This is a genomic window from Pseudomonas sp. MYb13, assembly GCF_002980075.1.
GTDB classification, from domain to species: domain Bacteria; phylum Pseudomonadota; class Gammaproteobacteria; order Pseudomonadales; family Pseudomonadaceae; genus Aquipseudomonas; species Aquipseudomonas lurida.
Map to the genome: position 1 here is coordinate 114073 of NZ_PCQI01000002.1, position 19911 is coordinate 133983.

The 19911-nt window shown below is 61.7% G+C and carries 17 protein-coding genes; 12 read left to right on the top strand and 5 right to left on the bottom strand.

Going from position 1 to position 19911, the window contains the following annotated elements:
* Window positions 1–100: 100 nt before the first annotated feature.
* The gene (locus CQ002_RS04020; RefSeq protein ID WP_105161744.1) at window positions 101–817 is read left to right on the top strand and encodes a M12 family metallopeptidase; all 717 of its coding nucleotides are present in this window, start codon (window positions 101–103) and stop codon (window positions 815–817) included.
* 26 nt (window positions 818–843) lie between these two features.
* Here the strand turns inward: CQ002_RS04020 and CQ002_RS04025 are convergent, their stop codons facing one another.
* Window positions 844–2487: a Na+/H+ antiporter gene (locus CQ002_RS04025; protein ID WP_098465899.1), complete on the bottom strand. Its 1644-nt coding sequence runs from the start codon at window positions 2485–2487 to the stop codon at window positions 844–846.
* 267 nt (window positions 2488–2754) lie between these two features.
* Here CQ002_RS04025 and CQ002_RS04030 point away from each other — a divergent pair, with 267 nt between their 5' ends.
* From CQ002_RS04030 to CQ002_RS04045, 4 genes are all read left to right on the top strand, one after another.
* Window positions 2755–3063 carry an arsenate reductase gene (locus CQ002_RS04030; protein ID WP_234010469.1) on the top strand — a complete coding sequence of 103 codons (309 nt, stop codon included), beginning with the start codon at window positions 2755–2757 and terminating at the stop codon, window positions 3061–3063.
* A 33-nt stretch (window positions 3064–3096) separates the two neighbouring features.
* Entirely contained in the window at window positions 3097–4131 is a 1035-nt protein-coding gene (gene dapD, locus CQ002_RS04035; RefSeq protein WP_034109111.1) for a 2,3,4,5-tetrahydropyridine-2,6-dicarboxylate N-succinyltransferase, read from the top strand.
* 64 nt (window positions 4132–4195) lie between these two features.
* The gene (locus tag CQ002_RS04040) at window positions 4196–5401 is read left to right on the top strand and encodes an aminotransferase class V-fold PLP-dependent enzyme (protein ID WP_034109113.1); all 1206 of its coding nucleotides are present in this window, start codon (window positions 4196–4198) and stop codon (window positions 5399–5401) included.
* Window positions 5398–5811: a SufE family protein gene (locus tag CQ002_RS04045; protein WP_098465898.1), complete on the top strand. Its 414-nt coding sequence runs from the start codon at window positions 5398–5400 to the stop codon at window positions 5809–5811. The genes CQ002_RS04040 and CQ002_RS04045 overlap by 4 nt, the downstream gene beginning before the upstream one ends.
* Window positions 5812–5866: 55 nt before the next feature.
* Here CQ002_RS04045 and tcdA read toward each other — a convergent pair whose 3' ends face one another.
* Window positions 5867–6676, bottom strand: coding sequence for a tRNA cyclic N6-threonylcarbamoyladenosine(37) synthase TcdA (gene tcdA / locus CQ002_RS04050; protein ID WP_371919439.1), 810 nt, complete (start codon window positions 6674–6676; stop codon window positions 5867–5869).
* A 217-nt stretch (window positions 6677–6893) separates the two neighbouring features.
* Between tcdA and CQ002_RS04055 the strand changes: the two genes are divergently transcribed.
* The 4 genes from CQ002_RS04055 (at window position 6894) to CQ002_RS04070 (ending at window position 12124) form a co-directional block, all read left to right on the top strand.
* Entirely contained in the window at window positions 6894–9485 is a 2592-nt protein-coding gene (locus CQ002_RS04055) for a glycosyltransferase (RefSeq protein WP_105161742.1), read from the top strand.
* Window positions 9486–9731: 246 nt separating this feature from the next.
* Window positions 9732–10883 (top strand): succinyl-diaminopimelate desuccinylase, encoded by a 1152-nt coding sequence (dapE, locus tag CQ002_RS04060; RefSeq protein ID WP_034109119.1) that lies wholly within the window; start codon window positions 9732–9734, stop codon window positions 10881–10883.
* Window positions 10883–11692 (top strand): putative RNA methyltransferase, encoded by an 810-nt coding sequence (locus tag CQ002_RS04065; RefSeq protein WP_098465897.1) that lies wholly within the window; start codon window positions 10883–10885, stop codon window positions 11690–11692. The genes dapE and CQ002_RS04065 overlap by 1 nt, the downstream gene beginning before the upstream one ends.
* A 54-nt stretch (window positions 11693–11746) precedes the next feature.
* A complete protein-coding gene (locus CQ002_RS04070; protein ID WP_034109122.1) occupies window positions 11747–12124 on the top strand; it encodes a hypothetical protein in 378 nt (125 codons plus the stop codon).
* An 81-nt stretch (window positions 12125–12205) separates the two neighbouring features.
* Here the strand turns inward: CQ002_RS04070 and CQ002_RS04075 are convergent, their stop codons facing one another.
* Complete coding sequence (locus tag CQ002_RS04075) at window positions 12206–12415, bottom strand: cold-shock protein (protein ID WP_003219353.1); 210 nt, start codon at window positions 12413–12415, stop codon at window positions 12206–12208.
* A 181-nt stretch (window positions 12416–12596) separates the two neighbouring features.
* On the opposite strand from CQ002_RS04075, the gene plsB reads away from it, so the two are divergent.
* From plsB to CQ002_RS04090, 3 genes are read left to right on the top strand one after another with little or no spacing between them, the layout of a single operon-like run.
* Window positions 12597–15101, top strand: a complete 2505-nt coding sequence (gene plsB, locus CQ002_RS04080; protein WP_105161741.1) for a glycerol-3-phosphate 1-O-acyltransferase PlsB — start codon at window positions 12597–12599, stop codon at window positions 15099–15101.
* Window positions 15102–15152: 51 nt separating this feature from the next.
* Window positions 15153–15554 carry a YbaY family lipoprotein gene (locus CQ002_RS04085; protein ID WP_034109126.1) on the top strand — a complete coding sequence of 134 codons (402 nt, stop codon included), beginning with the start codon at window positions 15153–15155 and terminating at the stop codon, window positions 15552–15554.
* Between the two features lie 40 nt (window positions 15555–15594).
* Entirely contained in the window at window positions 15595–16284 is a 690-nt protein-coding gene (locus CQ002_RS04090; protein WP_010212601.1) for a DUF4197 domain-containing protein, read from the top strand.
* A 61-nt stretch (window positions 16285–16345) separates the two neighbouring features.
* Here the strand turns inward: CQ002_RS04090 and CQ002_RS28100 are convergent, their stop codons facing one another.
* Both CQ002_RS28100 and CQ002_RS04095 read right to left on the bottom strand, forming a co-directional pair.
* Window positions 16346–16609, bottom strand: coding sequence for a hypothetical protein (locus CQ002_RS28100; protein WP_146117451.1), 264 nt, complete (start codon window positions 16607–16609; stop codon window positions 16346–16348).
* Between the two features lie 233 nt (window positions 16610–16842).
* A complete protein-coding gene (locus CQ002_RS04095; RefSeq protein WP_034109128.1) occupies window positions 16843–19908 on the bottom strand; it encodes an efflux RND transporter permease subunit in 3066 nt (1021 codons plus the stop codon).
* Window positions 19909–19911 lie beyond the last annotated feature (3 nt).

The following is a 19911-nucleotide window of genomic DNA, read 5'->3' on the forward strand; positions in this document are numbered from 1 at the left end:
GCCTGACACGCCAGGGCGCGTAGTCAACGATTGAACGTTCCAGCGGTTTCGTACCAATCAGGGATCAGCGACTTTTATTGATCCCTGCAGGAGAAACCTTATGAACGTTGCCGCCGTCGTTGCTCCCCAGTTCCATCACCTGCCGCACAAACACGATGGGCACACGAACGCCCCCTCGAGCGCTGCACACTCAAGGCACCGACGCAATGTCGGCGACCGCGGCAGATACTGGCCGCAAAACAGCACCCTCAAAATTGCCCTGTACGAGTTCGATGTCAACGACCCCTATGTGCTGGCAGTCAAAAAAGCCGCCTGTCAGTGGCTACCCCATATCAATCTGAAATTTGAGTTTGTCTCGGGAGAGGAAGGCGACGTCAGAATCGCAGCGAACAACCAACGCCCCCAGTCTGCCGTTGGCACGGGTGCACTGAGCATGCCCGAAAGCACTCCGACCATGTCATTGCCCCTGGACCATACCGATCCGAGGTTCGAGTACATTGTCCTGCATGAATTCGGGCACATGCTGGGTGCCCTGCATGCCCACCAGCATCCCGACGCCGACATCCCATGGAACGTGCCCAAGGTGCACGCAGTCTATCGGCGCAATGGCGTGAGCCAGGCACAAGCCAATGCCGACCTGCTCCCGTTGCCCCGCAACACGGCCTACGACTATCAACCCTACGACTCAGACTCCGTCATGCACTATGAAATCGACCCGAGATTGACCCAGGGAAACTGGGCTCAATCGGAGAGCTGGGCGATCAGTGAGGGCGATATCGCCTGGGCGAAAAACGCCTACCCACGCCCCGCCTCATGAACACCGGCCTGCAGAAGACGGCTGCCCTACTTCTGCAACCCCAGATTGGCCTCGCTCATGTCGAGGTCGGCCAAGACTTCGCGCAGCACGTCATCGCCAATCTGGTGATGACGGCTGAGGCTGTACAGTTCCAGTCGCTGGGCCCGCAGTGCCTTGAGGCGCAATTTGCGCTCCAGTTGATCCATCCGGTGTGCCAGCGCCTGGGCGTCGGCCGAGTCGTTGAACACGTCCAATTGATGGCGGTATTCGGACATCAGCCGGGCCTTGAGCTCAGTGGCCAGTGCCGCCTGGGCAGCGTCGAGGGTTTCGGCTTCAGCGGGCTCTTCGGCCTCCAGGGCATGGATCGCGGCCACGGCGGTTTTTTTCCAGGCATCGCGCACCTCGTTGTGGCGCTTTTCATCCGGGCTCTTCTCGATGCCGCGCAACAGCAGCGGCAACGCGATACAGGCGGCGATCAGCGACAGCAGGATCACGCCGGCGGCGATGAAGATCAGCAGGTCGCGCTCGGGAAAATCCTTGCCCGGCGCCAGCAACAAAGGCACCGACATCACACCCGCCAGCGTCACGGCACCGCGTACACCGCCGACAGTCAGCAACCAGCAGGAACGGGCGGTAGGCACCAGTGTGAGCTCGCTTTTGCCACGAATCCTGCGCAGCAGGCCTGACAGTCGCCAGATGCTTTGCACCCAGATAAAGCGCAACACCACCAGCACCAGGAAGATCGCGACCACGTCGAGGCAGCGATAGAACAATGTCGGCCACAGGGTTGGCTCGTGACTGACCACGGCCTTGATGATGTCCGGCAGTTGCAGGCCCAACAGCAAAAAGATCAAACCGTTGAAGGCAAACTCCAGCAGTGACCAGACGCTGCGGTTGAGCAAGCGCGTGCTGGTCTGGCGCGGCAGCAGGTCGAGCCAGCTTTGCATCATGCCCGCCGCCACCGCCGACAGAATGCCCGATGCACCCAGGCGCTCGGCCAGCACATAGGCCGCAAACGGCAGCAGCAACATGAACACCACGTGAGTGGCCGGATCGTCCCAGCCCCGCGCAATCATCCAGGCGCGGAGGCGGCCGACCAACCAGCTCAGCGCGACGCCGACCGCCAGCCCGCCGACGGCTACCAGGACAAAAGTGAGGCTCGCGTCGGCCAGGGAAAACACCCCGGTCAGCGCCGCCGCCAGGGCAAACTTAAAGGTCACCAGGCCCGAAGCATCATTCATCAACGCCTCGCCTTGGAGCATATGCATCAGCGGCGTCGGCAGGCGGTTCTGGGAAATGGCTGACACCGCCACGGCATCCGTCGGTGACAATACGGCCGCCAGCGCGAAGGCTACCGGCAACGGAATCGTGGGCAATAGCCAATGGATGAAGTAACCCGCACCGACCACGGTGAACAGCACCAACCCCACGGCGAGGGTCAGGATCGGCCCGCGCAGGCGCCACAACTCACGTTTGGGCATGCGCCAGCCATCGGAGAACAGCAACGGCGGCAGGAACAGAAACAGGAACAGCTCAGGGTCCAGCGCCACGTGCAGCCCCAGCGTGGGCCAGGCCAGCAAGGCGCCGGCGGCAATCTGCACCAAAGGTAACGGCAGGGGAATCACACGCCCGACAAGACGCGAAACGCTGACCAGCATCAGCAGGATAAGAACGGTGTAGGCGGTTTGCATAAAGCGGGTTTCCCGGACGATCGACTTGCAACGACACACATCAGGCAACAACTCGCCGTTGAAGTGCCATATTAGCCGCCTATGCTGCGCGGTGGCTTTTGCACAAAAGTCGCACTGCGTCATGGGCTGGCGTGACGAGCGGCACTCAAAGCCGCTGGTCATGGCATAATCGGTGATCTTTCGTTTCTACTTGGTCCAAAGGGGGGCAATTCCTTGACCGCTTCAAGCAAAACGTTGCACCTTTTCGGTATCAAAGCCTGCGACACCATGAAAAAGGCGCGCACTTGGCTCGATGAGCACGGCGTCAGCTATGAGTTCCACGACTACAAAACGGCCGGTATCGACCGCGAACACTTGACCCAATGGTGCAACGAGCACGGTTGGCAGGTGGTTTTGAACCGTGCGGGCACCACCTTTCGCAAACTCGAAGACGAACGCAAAGCCGATCTCGATCAGTCGAAAGCCATTGATTTGATGCTCGCACAACCCTCGATGATCAAGCGCCCGGTGCTTGATCTCGGTGACAGAACCCTGATTGGCTTCAAGCCAGATAGTTATTCGGCGGCCCTCAAGTAGGCCAGCCCTTTCCATTTTTGTAGAGGTAACAGCATGTCCCATTCCCTGTTCAGCCTGGGCTTCGGCGTCGGCACTCAGAACCGCCAAGGTGCTTGGCTGGAAGTGTTTTACGCACAACCCTTGCTCAACCCATCGGCTGAAATCGTTGCCGCCATCGCACCGATCCTCGGGTACACCGAAGGCAACCAGGCGATCACCTTCACCGTCACCCAGGCCCTGCAACTGGCTGACGCACTCAAAGGTGTCGATACCGCCCAAGCCGCGCTGCTGAGCCGCCTGGCTGAAAGCCACAACCCCTTGGTCGCCACCGTGCTGGCCGAAGACGCCGCACTGACCTCCACGCCCGAGGCCTACCTCAAGCTGCACCTGCTGTCCCATCGCCTGGTCAAGCCACACGGCCTGAGCCTGGCCGGTGTGTTCCCGCAGCTGCCGAACGTGGCCTGGACCAGCCAAGGCGCGATCGACATCGCCGAACTGGCCGAGCGCCAGCTGGAAGCCCGCCTGCGTGGCGAGCTGCTGGAAGTGTTCTCGGTGGACAAGTTCCCGAAAATGACTGACTACGTAGTGCCGAGCGGCGTGCGTATCGCTGACGCCGCGCGTCTGCGCCTGGGTGCCTACGTGGGCGAAGGCACCACCGTGATGCACGAAGGTTTCGTCAACTTCAACGCCGGTACCGAAGGCCCGGGCATGATCGAAGGCCGCGTGTCGGCGGGCGTATTCGTCGGCAAGGGCTCGGACCTGGGCGGCGGTTGCTCCACCATGGGCACCCTGTCGGGCGGTGGCAACATCGTGATCAAGGTGGGCGAAGGCTGCCTGATCGGTGCCAACGCCGGTATCGGTATCCCGTTGGGCGACCGCAACACCGTGGAGTCGGGCCTGTACGTCACCGCCGGCACCAAGGTCGCGCTGCTGGACGAGCAGAACCAACTGGTCAAAGTGGTCAAGGCACGTGAACTGGCCGGCCAGCCGGACCTGCTGTTCCGCCGCAATTCCGAGACCGGTGCCGTGGAGTGCAAAACCCACAAATCGGCCATCGAACTGAACGAAGCGCTGCACGCTCACAACTAAGCAGCCACTCGATGCCACTAGCGGGCTCCAACCTTGGGGCTCGCTTATACGAGTCTTGAACACCATGCTAGTGCCCTCCCCCTGGCGCGCCGACTTCCCGGCCATCGCCACCCTGCAACGGCAAGACCAGACTTACCTGGACAACGCCGCCACCACGCAAAAACCCCAGGCCCTGTTGGATGCGATCAGCCATTACTACGCCAATGGCGCAGCCAATGTGCACCGTGCCCAGCACTTGCCAGGTGCCCATGCGACCCAGGCGTTCGAAGACAGTCGCAGCAAGGTCGCGCAGTGGTTGAATGCAGGCGACAGCGGGCAGATCGTATTTACCCACGGCGCGACTTCTGCGCTGAACCTCCTGGCCTACGGCCTTGAGCACCTATTCAATGCGGGCGATGAGATTGTCATCAGCGCCCTGGAACACCACGCTAACCTGCTGCCCTGGCAGCAACTGGCCAAACGTCGCGCCGCCACGCTCGTGGTGCTGCCCCTGGACGCTGACGGCGTGATCGACCTGCACGCGGCCGCCGAGCTGATCGGCCCGCGCACACGCCTGCTGGCGGTGAGCCAGCTGTCCAACGTGCTGGGCGCCTGGCAGCCGCTGGAGGCCCTGCTCGCACTGGCCCGGCCACACGGCGCCCTGAGCGTGGTCGATGGCGCCCAAGGCATCGTCCACGGTCGCCATGACGTGCAGGCCCTGGGCTGCGACTTCTATGTATTTTCCAGTCACAAACTCTACGGCCCGGACGGCGTCGGCGTGCTGTTTGGCCGCAACGAAGCCCTGCACCACTTGCGCCACTGGCAGTTTGGCGGCGAGATGGTGCAACAGGCCGACTACCACAGCGCCAGCTTTCGCCCGGCGCCACTGGGTTTCGAGGCGGGCACTCCACCGATTGCCGGCGTGATCGGCCTCGGCGCCAGCCTGGATTACCTGAGCTCGCTGGATCAGCAGGCGGTTGTCGCCCACGAAGCGGCGCTGCATGACTATCTGTTGCGAGGGCTCAACGCGCGCAATGGCGTGCGCGTGCTGGGGTCACCGCAGGTAGCGCTGGTCAGCTTCGTGGTGGAGGGCGTGCACAACGCGGATCTTGCGCACCTGCTCACCGAGCAAGGCATTGCTGTGCGCGCAGGACACCATTGCGCGATGCCGCTGCTCAAGGCAATGCACCTGCCGGGAGCGATTCGCGTGTCCCTGGCGCTGTATAACGACTCTGATGACCTGGAGCGCTTCTTTGACGCGCTGGACCAGGCGCTGGATATGCTGCGATGAGCCTGCCAGTGGATGCGGTTGCCGCGCTTGAAGCCTTCCAGGCTGTCGGCAGCTGGGAACAACGCGCGCGGATGCTGATGCAATGGGGCGAGCGGCTGCCGCCACTGGCGGATGAGCATAAAGTCGACGCCAACCTGGTGCAGGGCTGCGAAAGCCTGGTGTGGCTGGTAGGCCGTTTGGAGGACGGCCACTGGCAGTTCGCTGCGAGCAGCGATGCGCGGATGATTCGTGGGTTGGTGGCGCTGCTCCTGGCGCGGGTCAATGGGTTGTCGGCCGCCGAGTTGCAGGCTGTCGACTTGCCAGACTGGTTTGCACAGCTGGGGCTGTCCCGGCAGCTGTCACCCTCGCGCAGCAATGGCCTGAACGCTGTGCTGCAGCGTATGCAAACGCTGACCCATACACAAAACTGATGGGGCAGCTGGCTTGCCTGTTCCCCCACTTTAGATGGCTGTAGGGCAGTGAGATCTAGGTGGGCTTGACCCGCTCCGACGGCCTACGCACTCCGGCGACAATCTTATCCACCGCCTTGGTTGCCGCGACCATGCCAAACGTGGCCGTGACCATCATCACCGCGCCGAACCCGCCCGCGCAATCCAGCTTCACGCCATCGCCGACAAAACTCTTCTGCAAACAGATGCTGCCGTCCGGCTTGGGATAGCGCAGTTGCTCGGTGGAAAACACACAGGGCACGCTGTAGTGGCGGTTCACGGTGCGGGAGAAGCCGTAATCCCGACGCAAGGTGGAACGCACTTTCGAGGCCAGCGGGTCATTGAAGGTGCGGTTCAAGTCACACACCTGGATCAGCGTCGGGTCGATCTGGCCGCCGGCACCGCCGGTGGTGATGATCTGGATCTTGCGGCGCTTGCACCAGGCAATCAGTGCAGCCTTGGCGTTGACCGCATCAATGCAGTCAATCACGCAGTCGATGCTAGGCGTGATGTACTCGGCCATAGTATCGCGGGTCACGAAATCCGCCACCGCATGCACCGTGCAATCCGGGTTGATGCCGCGCAGGCGCTCTGCCATCACTTCGACCTTGGGCTTGCCCACGGTGCTGTCCAGCGCGTGCAACTGGCGGTTGCTGTTGCTGACGCAGACGTCGTCCAGGTCAAACAGAGAAATCTCGCCCACTCCGCAACGGGCCATGGCTTCCGCCGCCCACGAGCCCACGCCGCCGACGCCGACGATCGCCACATGGGCCGCTTTCAAGCGTTCCAGGCCTTCAATGCCATACAAGCGGGCAACGCCTGCAAACCGCGGATCTTCTGTACTCATGACCATTACCCCAAAAACCGGCGCGCATTATGGACTACGCAGCGACAAGTTCGAAGCGACAAGCTACAAGTAAAGAACTTAGATGGCCTTTCGCTGACTAATGTCCGGTTTTGCTCTGCTCGCTGTACGGTCAGGGAAAGGCCGGTGTAGGATGCGCGCCGTTCGGCGTAGGCCGACACCTCTTTTCGTTCCACACCCTTTGGAACCCGAAATAGCCATGGCATCGCGTAAATTTGGACTCAACCTGGTGATCGTGCTGGCAATCGCCGCGCTGTTCACCGGTTTCTGGGCGTTGATCAACCGCCCCGTCACCACTCCCAACTGGCCTGAGCAGATCTCCGGGTTTTCCTACTCGCCGTTCCAGCAAGGCCAGTACCCGCAGAAAGACCAGTACCCGACCGACGACCAGATGCGTCGCGACCTCGAGATCATGAGCAAGCTGACGGACAACATCCGTACCTACTCGGTCGACGGCACCCTGGGTGACATCCCCAAGCTGGCGGAAGAATTCGGCCTGCGCGTGACCCTTGGGATCTGGATCAGCCCGGACCTGGAACGCAACGAGCGCGAAATCCAGCGCGCCATCGAAATCGCCAACAGCTCGCGCAGTGTGGTGCGGGTGGTGGTCGGCAACGAAGCCCTGTTCCGTGAAGAAATCACCCCTGAAGCACTGATTGTGTTGCTCGACCGAGTGCGCGCTGCCGTGAAAGTGCCGGTGACCACGTCCGAGCAATGGCACATCTGGGAAAAGAACCCGAAACTGGCCAATCACGTCGACCTGATCGCCGCGCACATCCTGCCGTTCTGGGAATACATCCCGATGGACAAGGCCGGCCAGTACGTACTCGACCGCGCCCGGGACCTGAAGAAGATGTTCCCGAAAAAACCGCTGTTGCTCTCGGAGGTTGGCTGGCCGAGCAACGGACGCATGCGCGGTGGCAATGAAACGTCCCCGGCAGACCAGGCGATCTACCTGCGTACACTGGTCAACAAGCTGAACCGCCAGGGTTTCAACTACTTCGTGATCGAAGCGTTCGATCAGCCGTGGAAAGTCAGCGACGAAGGCTCTGCCGGCGCCTACTGGGGCGTGTACAACGCCGCGCGCCAGCAGAAGTTCAACTTTGACGGGCCGGTGGTGGCGATCCCGCAATGGCGCGTACTGGCCATTGGTTCGGTGGTGCTCGCGCTGCTGTCGCTGACCCTATTGATGATCGACGGCTCGGCCCTGCGCCAGCGTGGCCGGACCTTCCTGACCTTCATCGCGTTCCTGTGCGGTTCGGTGCTGGTGTGGATCGGTTACGACTACAGCCAGCAATACAGCACCTGGTTCAGTGTCACCGTGGGCATCCTCCTGGCCCTCGGCGCCCTGGGCGTGTTTATCGTGCTGCTGACCGAGGCCCACGAACTGGCCGAAGCGGTATGGACCCACAAGCGCCGGCGTGAATTCCTGCCGGTTGTGGGGGATTCGGACTACCGCCCGAAAGTATCGATCCACGTGCCGTGCTACAACGAGCCGCCGGAGATGGTCAAACAGACCCTCGACGCCCTGGCGGCCCTCGACTACCCGGACTACGAAGTCCTGATCATCGACAACAACACCAAGGACCCGGCCGTGTGGGAGCCGGTACGCGACTACTGCGAAACCCTCGGCCCGCGCTTCAAGTTCTTCCATGTCGCGCCCCTGGCTGGCTTCAAGGGCGGCGCGCTGAACTACCTGATCCCGCACACCGCCAAGGATGCGGAAGTGATCGCAGTGATCGACTCCGACTACTGCGTGTCGCCAAACTGGCTCAAACACATGGTGCCGCACTTCGCCGACCCGAAAATCGCCGTGGTGCAGTCGCCGCAGGATTACCGCGACCAGAACGAAAGCACCTTCAAGAAGCTCTGCTACGCGGAATACAAGGGTTTCTTCCATATCGGCATGGTTACCCGCAACGACCGTGACGCGATCATCCAGCACGGCACCATGACCATGACCCGTCGCTCGGTGCTCGAAGAACTGGGCTGGGCCGACTGGTGCATCTGCGAAGACGCCGAACTGGGCCTACGTGTGTTCGAGAAAGGCCTGTCAGCGGCGTATTACCACGACAGCTACGGCAAGGGCCTGATGCCGGACACCTTCATCGACTTCAAGAAACAGCGTTTCCGCTGGGCCTACGGGGCGATCCAGATCATCAAGCGCCACACCGCCAGCCTGCTGCGCGGCAAGGACACCGAGCTGACCCGTGGCCAGCGCTACCATTTCCTCGCGGGCTGGTTGCCGTGGGTGGCGGATGGCATGAACATCTTCTTCACCGTTGGCGCCCTGTTGTGGTCGGCGGCGATGATCATCGTGCCGACGCGGGTCGATCCGCCGTTGCTGATTTTCGCGATCCCGCCGTTGGCGCTGTTCGTGTTCAAGGTCGGCAAGATCATCTTCCTGTACCGCCGTGCGGTGGGTGTGAACCTCAAGGATGCGTTCTGTGCCGCCCTGGCCGGCCTGGCGTTGTCCCACACGATCGCCAAGGCGGTGTTGTATGGCTTCTTCACCACCAGTATTCCGTTCTTTCGTACACCAAAAAACGCGGATAACCATGGTTTCTGGGTAGCCATTTCCGAAGCCCGCGAAGAAATGTTCATCATGCTGCTGTTGTGGGGCGCGGCGCTGGGGATCTACCTGGTGCAGGGCCTGCCAAGCAATGACATTCGCTTCTGGGTGGTGATGCTGCTGGTGCAGTCGCTGCCGTATGTGGCCGCTCTGGTCATGGCGTTCCTATCGTCGCTGCCGAAACCGGCGCCGAAGGTTGAGCCGCCAACGGTTGAGTAAAAACTTGCGCAAAGCACTAAACGGCGGCCTCTGGCCGCCGTTTTGCTATAAGATAACGGCCGTTTTATGAGACTTGGCGCAGGCCCTGCTCTTTGTGGGAGCTGGCTTGCCTGCGATAGCATCGCCGCGGTGTACCTGCCAGGCCGCGGCGTCTGCATCGCAGGCAAGCCAGCCCCCACAAAGGTTCTGCGCCGTTTCACGTCCACATTCGTCCCGCGCCCACGACATGCCTCCCGGAGTTTTCCCATGACGGCCCACGCCGACCTTTCGCCGACCCTTCAACTCGCTATCGACCTGATCCGTCGCCCCTCAGTGACGCCGGTCGACGCCGATTGCCAGAAGCTGATGATGCAGCGCCTGGGCGACGCCGGTTTTGCGCTCGAGCCGATGCGCATCGAAGAGGTGGACAACTTCTGGGCCACCCATGGCAAGCACGATGGCCCGGTGCTGTGCTTTGCTGGCCACACCGACGTGGTGCCGACTGGCCCGGTGCAAGCCTGGCAGAACGACCCGTTCGACGCGCTGATCGACGACAACGGCATGCTCTGCGGGCGTGGCGCGGCAGATATGAAAGGCAGCCTGGCCGCCATGCTGGTGGCGTCGGAGCGTTTCGTCGCCGACTACCCGGACCATAAGGGCTCGGTCGCCTTCTTGATCACCAGCGATGAGGAAGGCCCGGCGCACCATGGCACCAAGGCCGTGATCGAGCGCCTGGCCGCACGCAAGGAGCGCCTGGACTGGTGCATCGTCGGCGAACCGTCGAGCACCACGCTGGTGGGCGACGTGGTCAAGAACGGCCGCCGTGGCTCCCTCGGTGCCACCCTGACTGTACGCGGCGTGCAAGGCCACGTGGCCTACCCGCACCTGGCGAAGAACCCGATCCACCTGGCCGCACCCGCCCTCGCGGAACTGGCCGCCGAGCATTGGGATGACGGCAACACGTTCTTCCCACCGACCAGCTTCCAGATCTCCAACCTCAATGCTGGCACTGGCGCGACCAACGTGATCCCGGGTGACCTGACGGCGGTGTTCAACTTCCGTTTCTCTACCGAATCTACCGTCGAAGGCCTGCAACAGCGGGTTGCCGAGATTCTCGACAAGCATGGCCTGGACTGGCACGTGGAATGGGCGCTGTCAGGCTTGCCGTTCCTGACCGAGCCCGGCGCACTGCTGGATGCGGTATCGGCGAGCATCAAGGCGATCACCGGGCGTGAAACCCAGGCATCCACCAGCGGTGGCACCTCCGATGGCCGCTTCATCGCGACCCTCGGCACCCAAGTGGTCGAGTTGGGCCCGGTCAACGCGACGATTCACCAGGTCAACGAGCGCATCCTGGCCAGCGACCTCGATGTATTGACCGAAATCTACTACCAGACCCTGATCAAGTTGCTCGCCTGATGCTGGCCTGCCCCATTTGCAGCGCACCGCTGAACGCGGTGGACAATGGCGTGGCGTGCCCGGCCGGGCATCGTTTCGACCGTGCACGCCAGGGTTACCTGAACCTGTTGCCGGTGCAGCACAAGAACAGCCGCGACCCAGGCGACAACCTGGCCATGGTCGAGGCGCGTCGTGACTTTCTCAACGCCGGGCACTACGCTCCGGTGGCCAGGCGCCTGGCGGAACTTGCCGCCGAACGCGCGCCGCAGCGCTGGGTGGACATCGGTTGTGGCGAGGGTTACTACACCGCGCAGATCGCCGAGGCCCTGCCCAATGCCGATGGCTATGCCCTGGATATTTCCAAGGAAGCCGTCAAGCGCGCATGCAAGCGTAACCCGGCGCTGACCTGGTTGATCGCGAGCATGGCCCGTGTGCCGTTGGCGTCAGGCAGCTGTCAGTTTCTCGCCAGCGTTTTCAGCCCATTGGACTGGGAAGAGGCCAAGCGCCTGCTCAGCCCTGGCGGCGGCCTGATGAAAGTCGGCCCCACCGCCGGCCACTTGATGGAACTGCGCGAACGCCTGTACGACGAAGTGCGCGAGTACACCGACGACAAGCATCTGGCCCTGGTACCGGACGGCATGAGTTTGGCGCACAGCGAAACCCTGGCGTTCACCCTGAGCCTGGCCGAGCCCCACGACCGCGCCAACCTGTTGGCAATGACGCCTCACGGCTGGCGCGCCAGTGCCGAGCGCCGCGCCGAGGTGATCGGGGCCGCCGAGCCGCTGCAGGTCACGGTGTCAATGCGCTACGATTATTTCGTGCTTCAATAACCGACTTTTAAGTATCCGCGAATGGATTTTCGAATCCCGCAACGAGGAACATCCATGCGCCAACCTGATATCGAGATTTACCTGAAGGACGCCGACGTCGACTACAAGGCCATCGCCGCCTGGCTGGGCGCCGCCCTGGGCCCGTGCACCGACTGGGTCCAGAAAGGCCAGACCTACAAGTGCAAGGCCGGCAACGTGCCCGTCACGTGGCTACCCAAAGCCGTAGGCAAATGGAACAGCCTGTACCTGGAAAGCGACCAGACCCCATGGGACGACGACATCGCCTGCGCCCGCGCCGCGTTTGCCGCGCTGAACGTCGAAGTGCGTTGCGCACCGGGGACGTGGGTTGAGGAAGAAGGTGAGGAAAGCGCTGACACCTGGGTCCGCATCAGCGCGGACGGTGAAGAGCAGATCACCTGGAAAACGGCCTGAATTCAAACGGTGGCCCTAATCAAATGTGGGAGCGGGCTCGCCCGCTCCCACATGGGTTCAGCGGCGTTACGTAACTCTAGCTCAAAGACCGACCACATCCTCCGCCTGCAGCCCCTTTTCGCCGGTCACCACGGCGTATTCCACCTGCTGGCCCTCGGCCAGGGAGCGGTGGCCTTCACCACGAATGGCGCGGTAGTGCACAAACACATCCTTGCCGTCTTCGCGTTGAATAAACCCATAGCCCTTTGCATCGTTGAACCACTTCACATTGCCGGTTTCGCGCGTTGCCATCTGTTTTACTCCCACATGCTTTTTATTGTTGAGTCGCTCGCATTGAACTGCCGAGTATAAGACAGGCTCAAAAACGTTCAACTCAAGTTTACTTCGCTGCTTTTTTGCCGATTTTCGGCGAATACGGCACACTACCCGCCCGAGCATCTGCTCGGTTTTTTCCACTTGAAGCAGCACGCCTATGACCCGCTCTCCGTTTCGCCGTCTAGTGTTTGGCACCTTGCGCCGACTGTTGTACCTCTGGGTTCGCTCGGAGACGATCAACCAGTCGTCCTTAACCCTTAACCTGGACCGCAGCCGGCCGGTGTTCTACGTCCTGCAATCGCCCTCCCTCACCGAATTGGCCGTGGTCGATGCCGAGTGCACCAAGGCCGGCCTGCCGCGCCCGGTGCTGCCGGTGGCGGTTGGCCCGTTGATGGAGCCCGCGGCGTTCTTCTACCTCACACCAGAACCGGACTGGCTCGGCCGCCAGGACAAGCGCGGCGCGCCGCCGACCCTGACTCGCCTGGTCGACACCCTCAGCGAGCACGTGCAAGAGGATGCACAAATCATTCCGGTCAGCGTGTTCTGGGGGCAGTCGCCCGAGAGCGAGTCCAGCCCGTGGAAGCTGCTGTTTGCCGACAGCTGGGCCGTCACCGGCCGTCTGCGTCGGTTGTTGAGCATCCTGATCCTGGGGCGCAAGACCCGCGTGCAATTCTCTGCGCCAATCAACCTGCGTGAATTGATCGAGCACAATAAAGGGCACGAACGTACGGTGCGCATGGCCCAGCGCATCTTGCGTGTGCACTTTCGTAACCTGAAGACCGCCGTGATCGGCCCCGACCTGTCCCACCGCCGCAACCTGGTGAAGGGGTTGGTCAACATGCCATTGGTGCGCCAAGCCATCGCCGAGGAAGCCGAACGGGAAAAGATCAGCCCGGAGAAAGCCAAGGCCCAGGCCCTGCGCTACGGAAACGAGATCGCCTCGGACTACACCTACACGGCGATTCGCTTCCTCGAAGTGGTGCTGAGCTGGTTCTGGAACAAGATCTACGACGGTATCAAGGTCAATAACATCGAAGGTGTGCAACAGGTTGCCCAGGGCTACGAGGTGATCTACGTGCCGTGCCACCGCAGCCATATCGATTACCTGCTGCTGTCCTACCTGCTGTTCAAGAATGGCCTGACCCCGCCGCACATCGCTGCAGGGATCAACCTGAACATGCCGGTGATCGGCAGCCTGCTGCGCCGTGGCGGTGCGTTTTTCATGCGACGCACCTTCAAGGGCAACCCGTTGTACACCTCGGTGTTCAACGAATACCTGCACACCCTGTTCACCAAAGGCTTCCCGGTGGAGTACTTCGTCGAAGGCGGGCGCTCACGCACCGGGCGCATGCTGCAGCCGAAAACCGGGATGCTGGCGATTACCCTGCGCAGTTTCCTGCGCTCCTCACGCATGCCGATCGTGTTCGTGCCGGTGTACATCGGCTACGAGCGCGTGCTCGAAGGCCGCACCTACCTCGGTGAGTTGCGCGGCGCGAGCAAGAAGAAAGAGTCGATCTTCGATATCTTCAAAGTGGTTGGCGCGCTCAAGCAACGCTTTGGCCAGGTCGCGGTCAACTTTGGCGAGCCGATCAAACTGGCCGAATTCCTCGACGCCGAGCAACCGGACTGGCGTGCCCAGGAATTGGCCCCGAACTACAAACCGGCCTGGCTCAACGAAACCACCAACCGCCTCGGCGAACAGGTGGCGCGCCACTTGAACGAAGCCGCCGCAGTAAACCCGGTCAACCTGGTGGCCCTGGCCCTGCTGTCCACCACACGCCTGGCCCTCGACGAACAGGCCATGGCGCGCCAACTGGACCTGTACCTGGCGCTGCTGCGCCGCGTGCCCTACTCGCCCCACACCACCTTGCCCGAAGGCGATGGCCTGGCGCTGATCCAACACGTCAAGGACATGGACCTGCTGTCGGAACAGAGCGATGCCCTGGGTAAGATTCTGTACCTGGATGAGCAGAACGCCGTCCTGATGACCTACTACCGCAACAACGTGCTGCACATCTTCGCACTGCCGGCGCTGCTGGCCAGTTTCTTCCAGAGCAGTTCGCGGATGAGCCGCGATCAGATCCTGCGCTACACCCACGCGCTGTACCCGTACCTGCAATCGGAGTTGTTTATCCGCTGGTCCCTGGAAGAGCTGGACGCCGTGATCGACCAATGGCTGGAAGCCTTTGTCGAACAAGGCCTGCTGCGTTTCGAGAATAACGTTTACCTGCGCCCGGCACCGAGTTCACGGCACTTTGTGTTGCTGACGCTGCTGTCCAAGAGCATCGCCCAGACCCTGCAACGCTTCTACATGGCGATCTCGCTGCTGCTCAACAGCGGCCAGAACAGCATCAGTGCCGAAGAACTGGAAGACCTCTGCACGATCATGGCCCAGCGCCTGTCGATCCTGCATGGCCTCAACGCCCCGGAGTTCTTCGATAAGAGCCTTTTCCGACATTTCATCCAGACCTTGCTGGAGCAAGATGTGCTGCGCCGCGACGAAGCTGGCAAGTTGAGTTATCACGACTTGCTCGGCGAGTTGGCCGAAGGCGCCGCCAAGCGCGTATTGCCAGCCGATATTCGCCTGTCGATACGCCAGGTGGCCCTGCATCGTGTCGATGGCGCGGGTGAAGCGCCTGTCGAACCTGAAGAAAACCGCTAGATTTAAGCAGGCGCCGGTTGGATGCCGGCGCCGTTGAAAAGGAGCTGTACCATGAAAAAGATCATCCTCCTGGGCCTCACCGCCCTGCTCGGAGCCTGCCAAAGCATGAGTCCCACGCCCAAGGCCAGTCTCGACGGCGAAGTGTTCTACCTGCAACGCATCGCCCTGCCGCCAAGCGCGACCTTGAGTGTCAGCCTGCAAGACGTGTCCCTGGCGGATGCACCCGCCGTGACACTCGCCGAGCAGAAAGGCCCGGTCAAAGGCCAGGTGCCGCTGCCCTTCCACCTGAGCTATGACCCGTCGCAGGTCAAACCCGGCCACAGCTATTCGGTGAGTGCTCGCATCGAACTGGATGGCAAGCTACTGTTTATCACTACCGAACGGCACGCTGTGCAGCTCAATGGCGAGGACCCACAACCTCTGCGCCTGCGCGTTGATGCTGTGGCTCATTGAACAGCCTCTAGAACCTAAGCCCTATCAAAAGGAAGCGCCCATGCTCCGTAACTCCCTTCGCTTTACTGCCCTGTGCGCCGGCCTGTTGCTCGGTGCCAACGCCATGGCCCTGGACTTGAGCAGCCTGTCCCAGGGTGACGCCAGCGGCGGCCTCAAGGATGCCCTGACCCAAGGCGCGCAGATCGCCGTGAAGCAACTGGGCGTACCCGGTGGTTTCAGTAACAACCCGGAAGTGAAGATCGGCCTGCCAGGCAAGCTGGGCAAAGTCGCTGACAAGCTGAAAATGTTCGGCATGGGTGACCAGGTCACGCAGCTGGAAACCAGCATGAACAAGGCTGCCGAAACCGCCGTCACCCAGGCCCAGCCGATCCTGGTCAACGCCGTGAAAAACATGAGCGTGACTGACGCCAAGGGCATCCTCAGCGGAGGCCAGGATTCCGCCACCCAGTACCTGAACAAAAGCAGCCGTGAACAAATCCGCGCCAAGTTCCTGCCGATCGTCAAGGCCGCCACCGACAAGGTGGGTGTGGCCCAGCAATACAACGCCTTGGCCGGCAAGGCCGCGGCGTTTGGCGCAGTGGACGCCAAGAGCGCCAACGTCGAAAACTACGTGACCGAGCAGGCGCTGGACGGGTTGTTCAAGATGATTGCCAAGCAGGAAGAAACCATTCGCGAAAACCCGGCAGCGGCGGCCACCAGCCTGGCGAAGAAGGTGTTTGGCGCGCTGTAACCCCTCCCCTCGATTGCGCCCAGTCGCTTGTCACTGGCCTGGGCGCAGCGCTCTCACGCGCTTAACGACTCAATGAAAACACTGGCCTGCCGGACGCGTGATGCCCGGTGATCCTGTGTGGGTGTGGTGTGCTGTCGATCGGCTTGGCCGGTTGAGCATAGGGGTACCCCGGGCGGCTTGTATGAGGACGGTGCGGGTGCTGGCAGTTGCCATAACCCGGCCGCTGCGGCTTGGCTTGCTCATAGCCTGGTTTAGATGAATGGTTGCCTATCAGGGCCTCCAGGAACGCAATCTTGAAATTAGCAATGGCGGTAAAAATCGACATAGAACACTCCCTTAACCCACAGAAAAATAGGCTCGTTTGCCCACTGGCAAAGTCCGAGCCTGCGCGCCTTTCCAGCACGCTTTTGTGAGTGGAGTAAACGTAGGGAACGTTCCACCTGCATCGATGGAGGTTGCATCGGCATGTGAATCGGACGCTGGCCGACCCCGTGCACGGCCGAAAAAGCCGGCCAGATCAACGCCTTGACGTGTTGGTCTGGCCGGGAGCCTGCGTGATTATGCGACGTCCTTTTTCACCCGGAACCACGCAGCATAAAGTGCCGGCAGGAACAACAGCGTCAACGCCGTCGCCACGATCAACCCGCCCATGATCGCCACGGCCATCGGCCCGAAGAACACGCTGCGTGACAGCGGGATCATCGCCAGTACGGCCGCCAGGGCTGTCAGCACAATTGGGCGGAAACGTCGGACGGTGGCTTCAATAATCGCCTGCCAGGGCGCCAGGCCCGCCTTGATGTCCTGTTCGATCTGGTCCACGAGGATCACTGAGTTACGCATGATCATCCCGGACAGCGCGATGGTTCCCAGCATGGCCACGAAGCCGAAAGGCTGGCGGAACACCAGCAAGAACAGCGTCACGCCGATCAACCCCAACGGGGCCGTCAGAAACACCATGGCAGTGCGCGAGAAGCTGCGCAGTTGCAGCATCAGCAGGGTCAGCACCACCACGATAAACAAGGGTACGCCGGCCTTCACCGAGTTTTGGCCACGGGCAGAGTCCTCGACCGTGCCGCCGACATCCAGCAGGTAGCCATCCGGGAGCTCGGCACGCACGCCCTCGAGGGTCGGCAGAATCTGCTGGACCAGCGTCGCCGGTTGCTCCTTGCCGTAGATATCCGCGCGGATGGTCACTGTTGGCAGACGGTTGCGGTGCCAGATGACGCCTTCCTCGAAGCCGTATTCAAGGGTGGCGATCTGCGACAGCGCCACGCTTTTGCCGTTGTCCGTCGGCACCGCCAGGCTTGGCAGCAATGACAGTTCGGTGCGCTCACGCACGGTGCCGCGCAGGAGGATTTCGATCAACTCGTTGTCCTCCCGATACTGGCTCACGCTGGAACCGGTCAACGAACTCTGGAGGAATTTCGACAGGTTGGCCGTACTCACGCCGAGGGCACGGGCGCGGTCCTGGTCGATATTGAGGTAGACGATCTTGCTCGGCTCTTCCCAGTCCAGGTGCACGTTGACCACGTGGGTATTCTCGCGAACCTTGGCCGCCACTTTGCGCGCGAGCGCGCGGACTTCCTCGATGTGTTCGCCAGTCACGCGAAACTGCACCGGGTAGCCCACAGGCGGGCCGTTTTCCAAGCGGGTGACCCGTGAACGCAGGTCGGGGAATTGCTCGTTGAGGGTTTCGATCAGCCAGGTGCGCAGGCTTTCGCGTTCCTCGATGGTTTTAGCCAACACCACAAACTGGGCGAAGCTGGTGGCCGGCAGTTGTTGATCCAGCGGCAGGTAGAAACGCGGCGAACCGGTGCCGACGTAGGCCACGTAGTTGTCGATGCCCGCGTGATCCTTGAGCAACGCCTCCAGGCGCTTGACCTGGTCGGCGGTGTTGCTCAGGGAGGCGCCTTCAGCCAGCTTCAAGTCGACCATCAGTTCGAGACGGCCCGAGGCGGGGAAGAACTGTTGCGGCACAAAACGGAACAGCGCAACCGAGCCAACGAACAGCAGCAGGGTCAAGACGATCACGGTTTTGCGTCGCCGCACGCACCACTCCACCAAACGCCGCACACGTTGGTAGAACGGTGTGCCGTAGGGATCCGGGCCATCGCTGCCGTGCTTGGCGGCATGCATCTTCGCCAGGTCCGGCAGGAGTTTTTCCCCCAGGTAGGGCACGAACACCACGGCGGCGACCCACGAGGCCAGCAACGCGATGGTCACCACCTGGAAGATCGAACGCGTGTACTCGCCCGTGCTCGACTGCGCGGTGGCAATCGGCAAGAAGCCAGCGGCGGTGATCAATGTGCCGGTGAGCATCGGGAACGCGGTACTGGTCCAGGCAAAGCTGGCGGCCTTGAGCCGGTCGTAACCCTGCTCCATCTTGATCGCCATCATTTCCACGGCGATGATCGCGTCATCCACCAACAAACCCAACGCCAACACCAGTGCCCCCAGGGAAATCTTGTGCAAGCCGATGCCAAGGTAGTACATGGTGGCAAACGTCATCGCCAGCACCAGCGGAATCGCCAGGGCCACCACCATGCCGGTGCGCACGCCGAGGGAGAAGAAACTCACCAGCAATACGATGGCCAGCGCTTCGGCCAGCACCTGCACGAATTCGCCGACGCTGGTTTTCACCGCCGCCGGTTGGTCCGACACCTTGCGCAACTCCATGCCGGCCGGAAGGTTCTTTTGCAGGCGTGCGAATTCGCCTTCCAGGGCTTTGCCCAATACCAGGATGTCGCCACCGTCGCGCATGGCGACGGCCAGGCCGATCGCGTCTTCACCCATGTAGCGCATGCGCGGTGCCGGTGGGTCGTTGAAGCCGCGGTGAATGTCGGCTACATCGCCAATGCGGAAGGTGCGGTCGCCCACGCGAATGGGGAAGCTGCGGATCTCTTCCACGCTCTTGAAGTTGCCCGACACCCGCAGTTGCACGCGCTCGCTCGGCGTTTCAAAGAAGCCTGCGGTCGAGACTGCGTTCTGCTCCTGCAACGCCTGTTGCACCGCTGCCAGGGGTAGACCGAGGGTGGCGAGCTTGAGGTTGGACAGTTCGATCCAGATTTTTTCGTCCTGCAGGCCGAGCAACTCGACCTTGCCCACGTCCGCCACCCGCTGCAGTTGAATCTGGATACGGTCGGCGTAGTCCTTGAGCACCGCGTAGTCAAAACCATCGCCGGTCAGCGCATAGATATTGCCGAAGGTGGTGCCAAATTCGTCGTTGAAAAAAGGCCCCTGGATATCCGGCGGCAAGGTCTGGCGGATGTCGCTGATCTTTTTGCGCACCTGGTACCACAGCTCGGGGATCTGCGCCGAATGCATGGAATCGCGGGCTATGAAGGTGACCTGGGATTCACCGGGGCGCGAGAAGGAGACGATGCGTTCGTACTCACCCGTCTCCATGAGCTTCTTCTCGATGCGCTCGGTGACTTGCCGCGAGACTTCCTGGGCGGTTGCACCGGGCCAGTTGGTCTTGATCACCATGGCCTTGAAGGTGAACGGCGGGTCCTCGCTTTGGCCCAGCTTGGAGTAGGACAATGTACCGACGACCGCCAGTAGGATCATCAGGAACAGTACGATCTGGCGATTACGCAACGCCCATTCGGAAAGATTGAAACCCATCGG

Coding starts and splice junctions, on each gene's coding strand:
- CQ002_RS04020 (WP_105161744.1), top strand. CDS start 101: ATGAACGTTGCCGCCGTCGTTGCTCCCCAGTTCCATCACCTGCCGCAC.
- CQ002_RS04025 (WP_098465899.1), bottom strand. CDS start 2,487: ATGCAAACCGCCTACACCGTTCTTATCCTGCTGATGCTGGTCAGCGTT.
- CQ002_RS04030 (WP_234010469.1), top strand. CDS start 2,755: ATGAAAAAGGCGCGCACTTGGCTCGATGAGCACGGCGTCAGCTATGAG.
- dapD (WP_034109111.1), top strand. CDS start 3,097: ATGTCCCATTCCCTGTTCAGCCTGGGCTTCGGCGTCGGCACTCAGAAC.
- CQ002_RS04040 (WP_034109113.1), top strand. CDS start 4,196: ATGCTAGTGCCCTCCCCCTGGCGCGCCGACTTCCCGGCCATCGCCACC.
- CQ002_RS04045 (WP_098465898.1), top strand. CDS start 5,398: ATGAGCCTGCCAGTGGATGCGGTTGCCGCGCTTGAAGCCTTCCAGGCT.
- tcdA (WP_371919439.1), bottom strand. CDS start 6,676: ATGAGTACAGAAGATCCGCGGTTTGCAGGCGTTGCCCGCTTGTATGGC.
- CQ002_RS04055 (WP_105161742.1), top strand. CDS start 6,894: ATGGCATCGCGTAAATTTGGACTCAACCTGGTGATCGTGCTGGCAATC.
- dapE (WP_034109119.1), top strand. CDS start 9,732: ATGACGGCCCACGCCGACCTTTCGCCGACCCTTCAACTCGCTATCGAC.
- CQ002_RS04065 (WP_098465897.1), top strand. CDS start 10,883: ATGCTGGCCTGCCCCATTTGCAGCGCACCGCTGAACGCGGTGGACAAT.
- CQ002_RS04070 (WP_034109122.1), top strand. CDS start 11,747: ATGCGCCAACCTGATATCGAGATTTACCTGAAGGACGCCGACGTCGAC.
- CQ002_RS04075 (WP_003219353.1), bottom strand. CDS start 12,415: ATGGCAACGCGCGAAACCGGCAATGTGAAGTGGTTCAACGATGCAAAG.
- plsB (WP_105161741.1), top strand. CDS start 12,597: ATGACCCGCTCTCCGTTTCGCCGTCTAGTGTTTGGCACCTTGCGCCGA.
- CQ002_RS04085 (WP_034109126.1), top strand. CDS start 15,153: ATGAAAAAGATCATCCTCCTGGGCCTCACCGCCCTGCTCGGAGCCTGC.
- CQ002_RS04090 (WP_010212601.1), top strand. CDS start 15,595: ATGCTCCGTAACTCCCTTCGCTTTACTGCCCTGTGCGCCGGCCTGTTG.
- CQ002_RS28100 (WP_146117451.1), bottom strand. CDS start 16,609: ATGTCGATTTTTACCGCCATTGCTAATTTCAAGATTGCGTTCCTGGAG.
- CQ002_RS04095 (WP_034109128.1), bottom strand. CDS start 19,908: ATGGGTTTCAATCTTTCCGAATGGGCGTTGCGTAATCGCCAGATCGTA.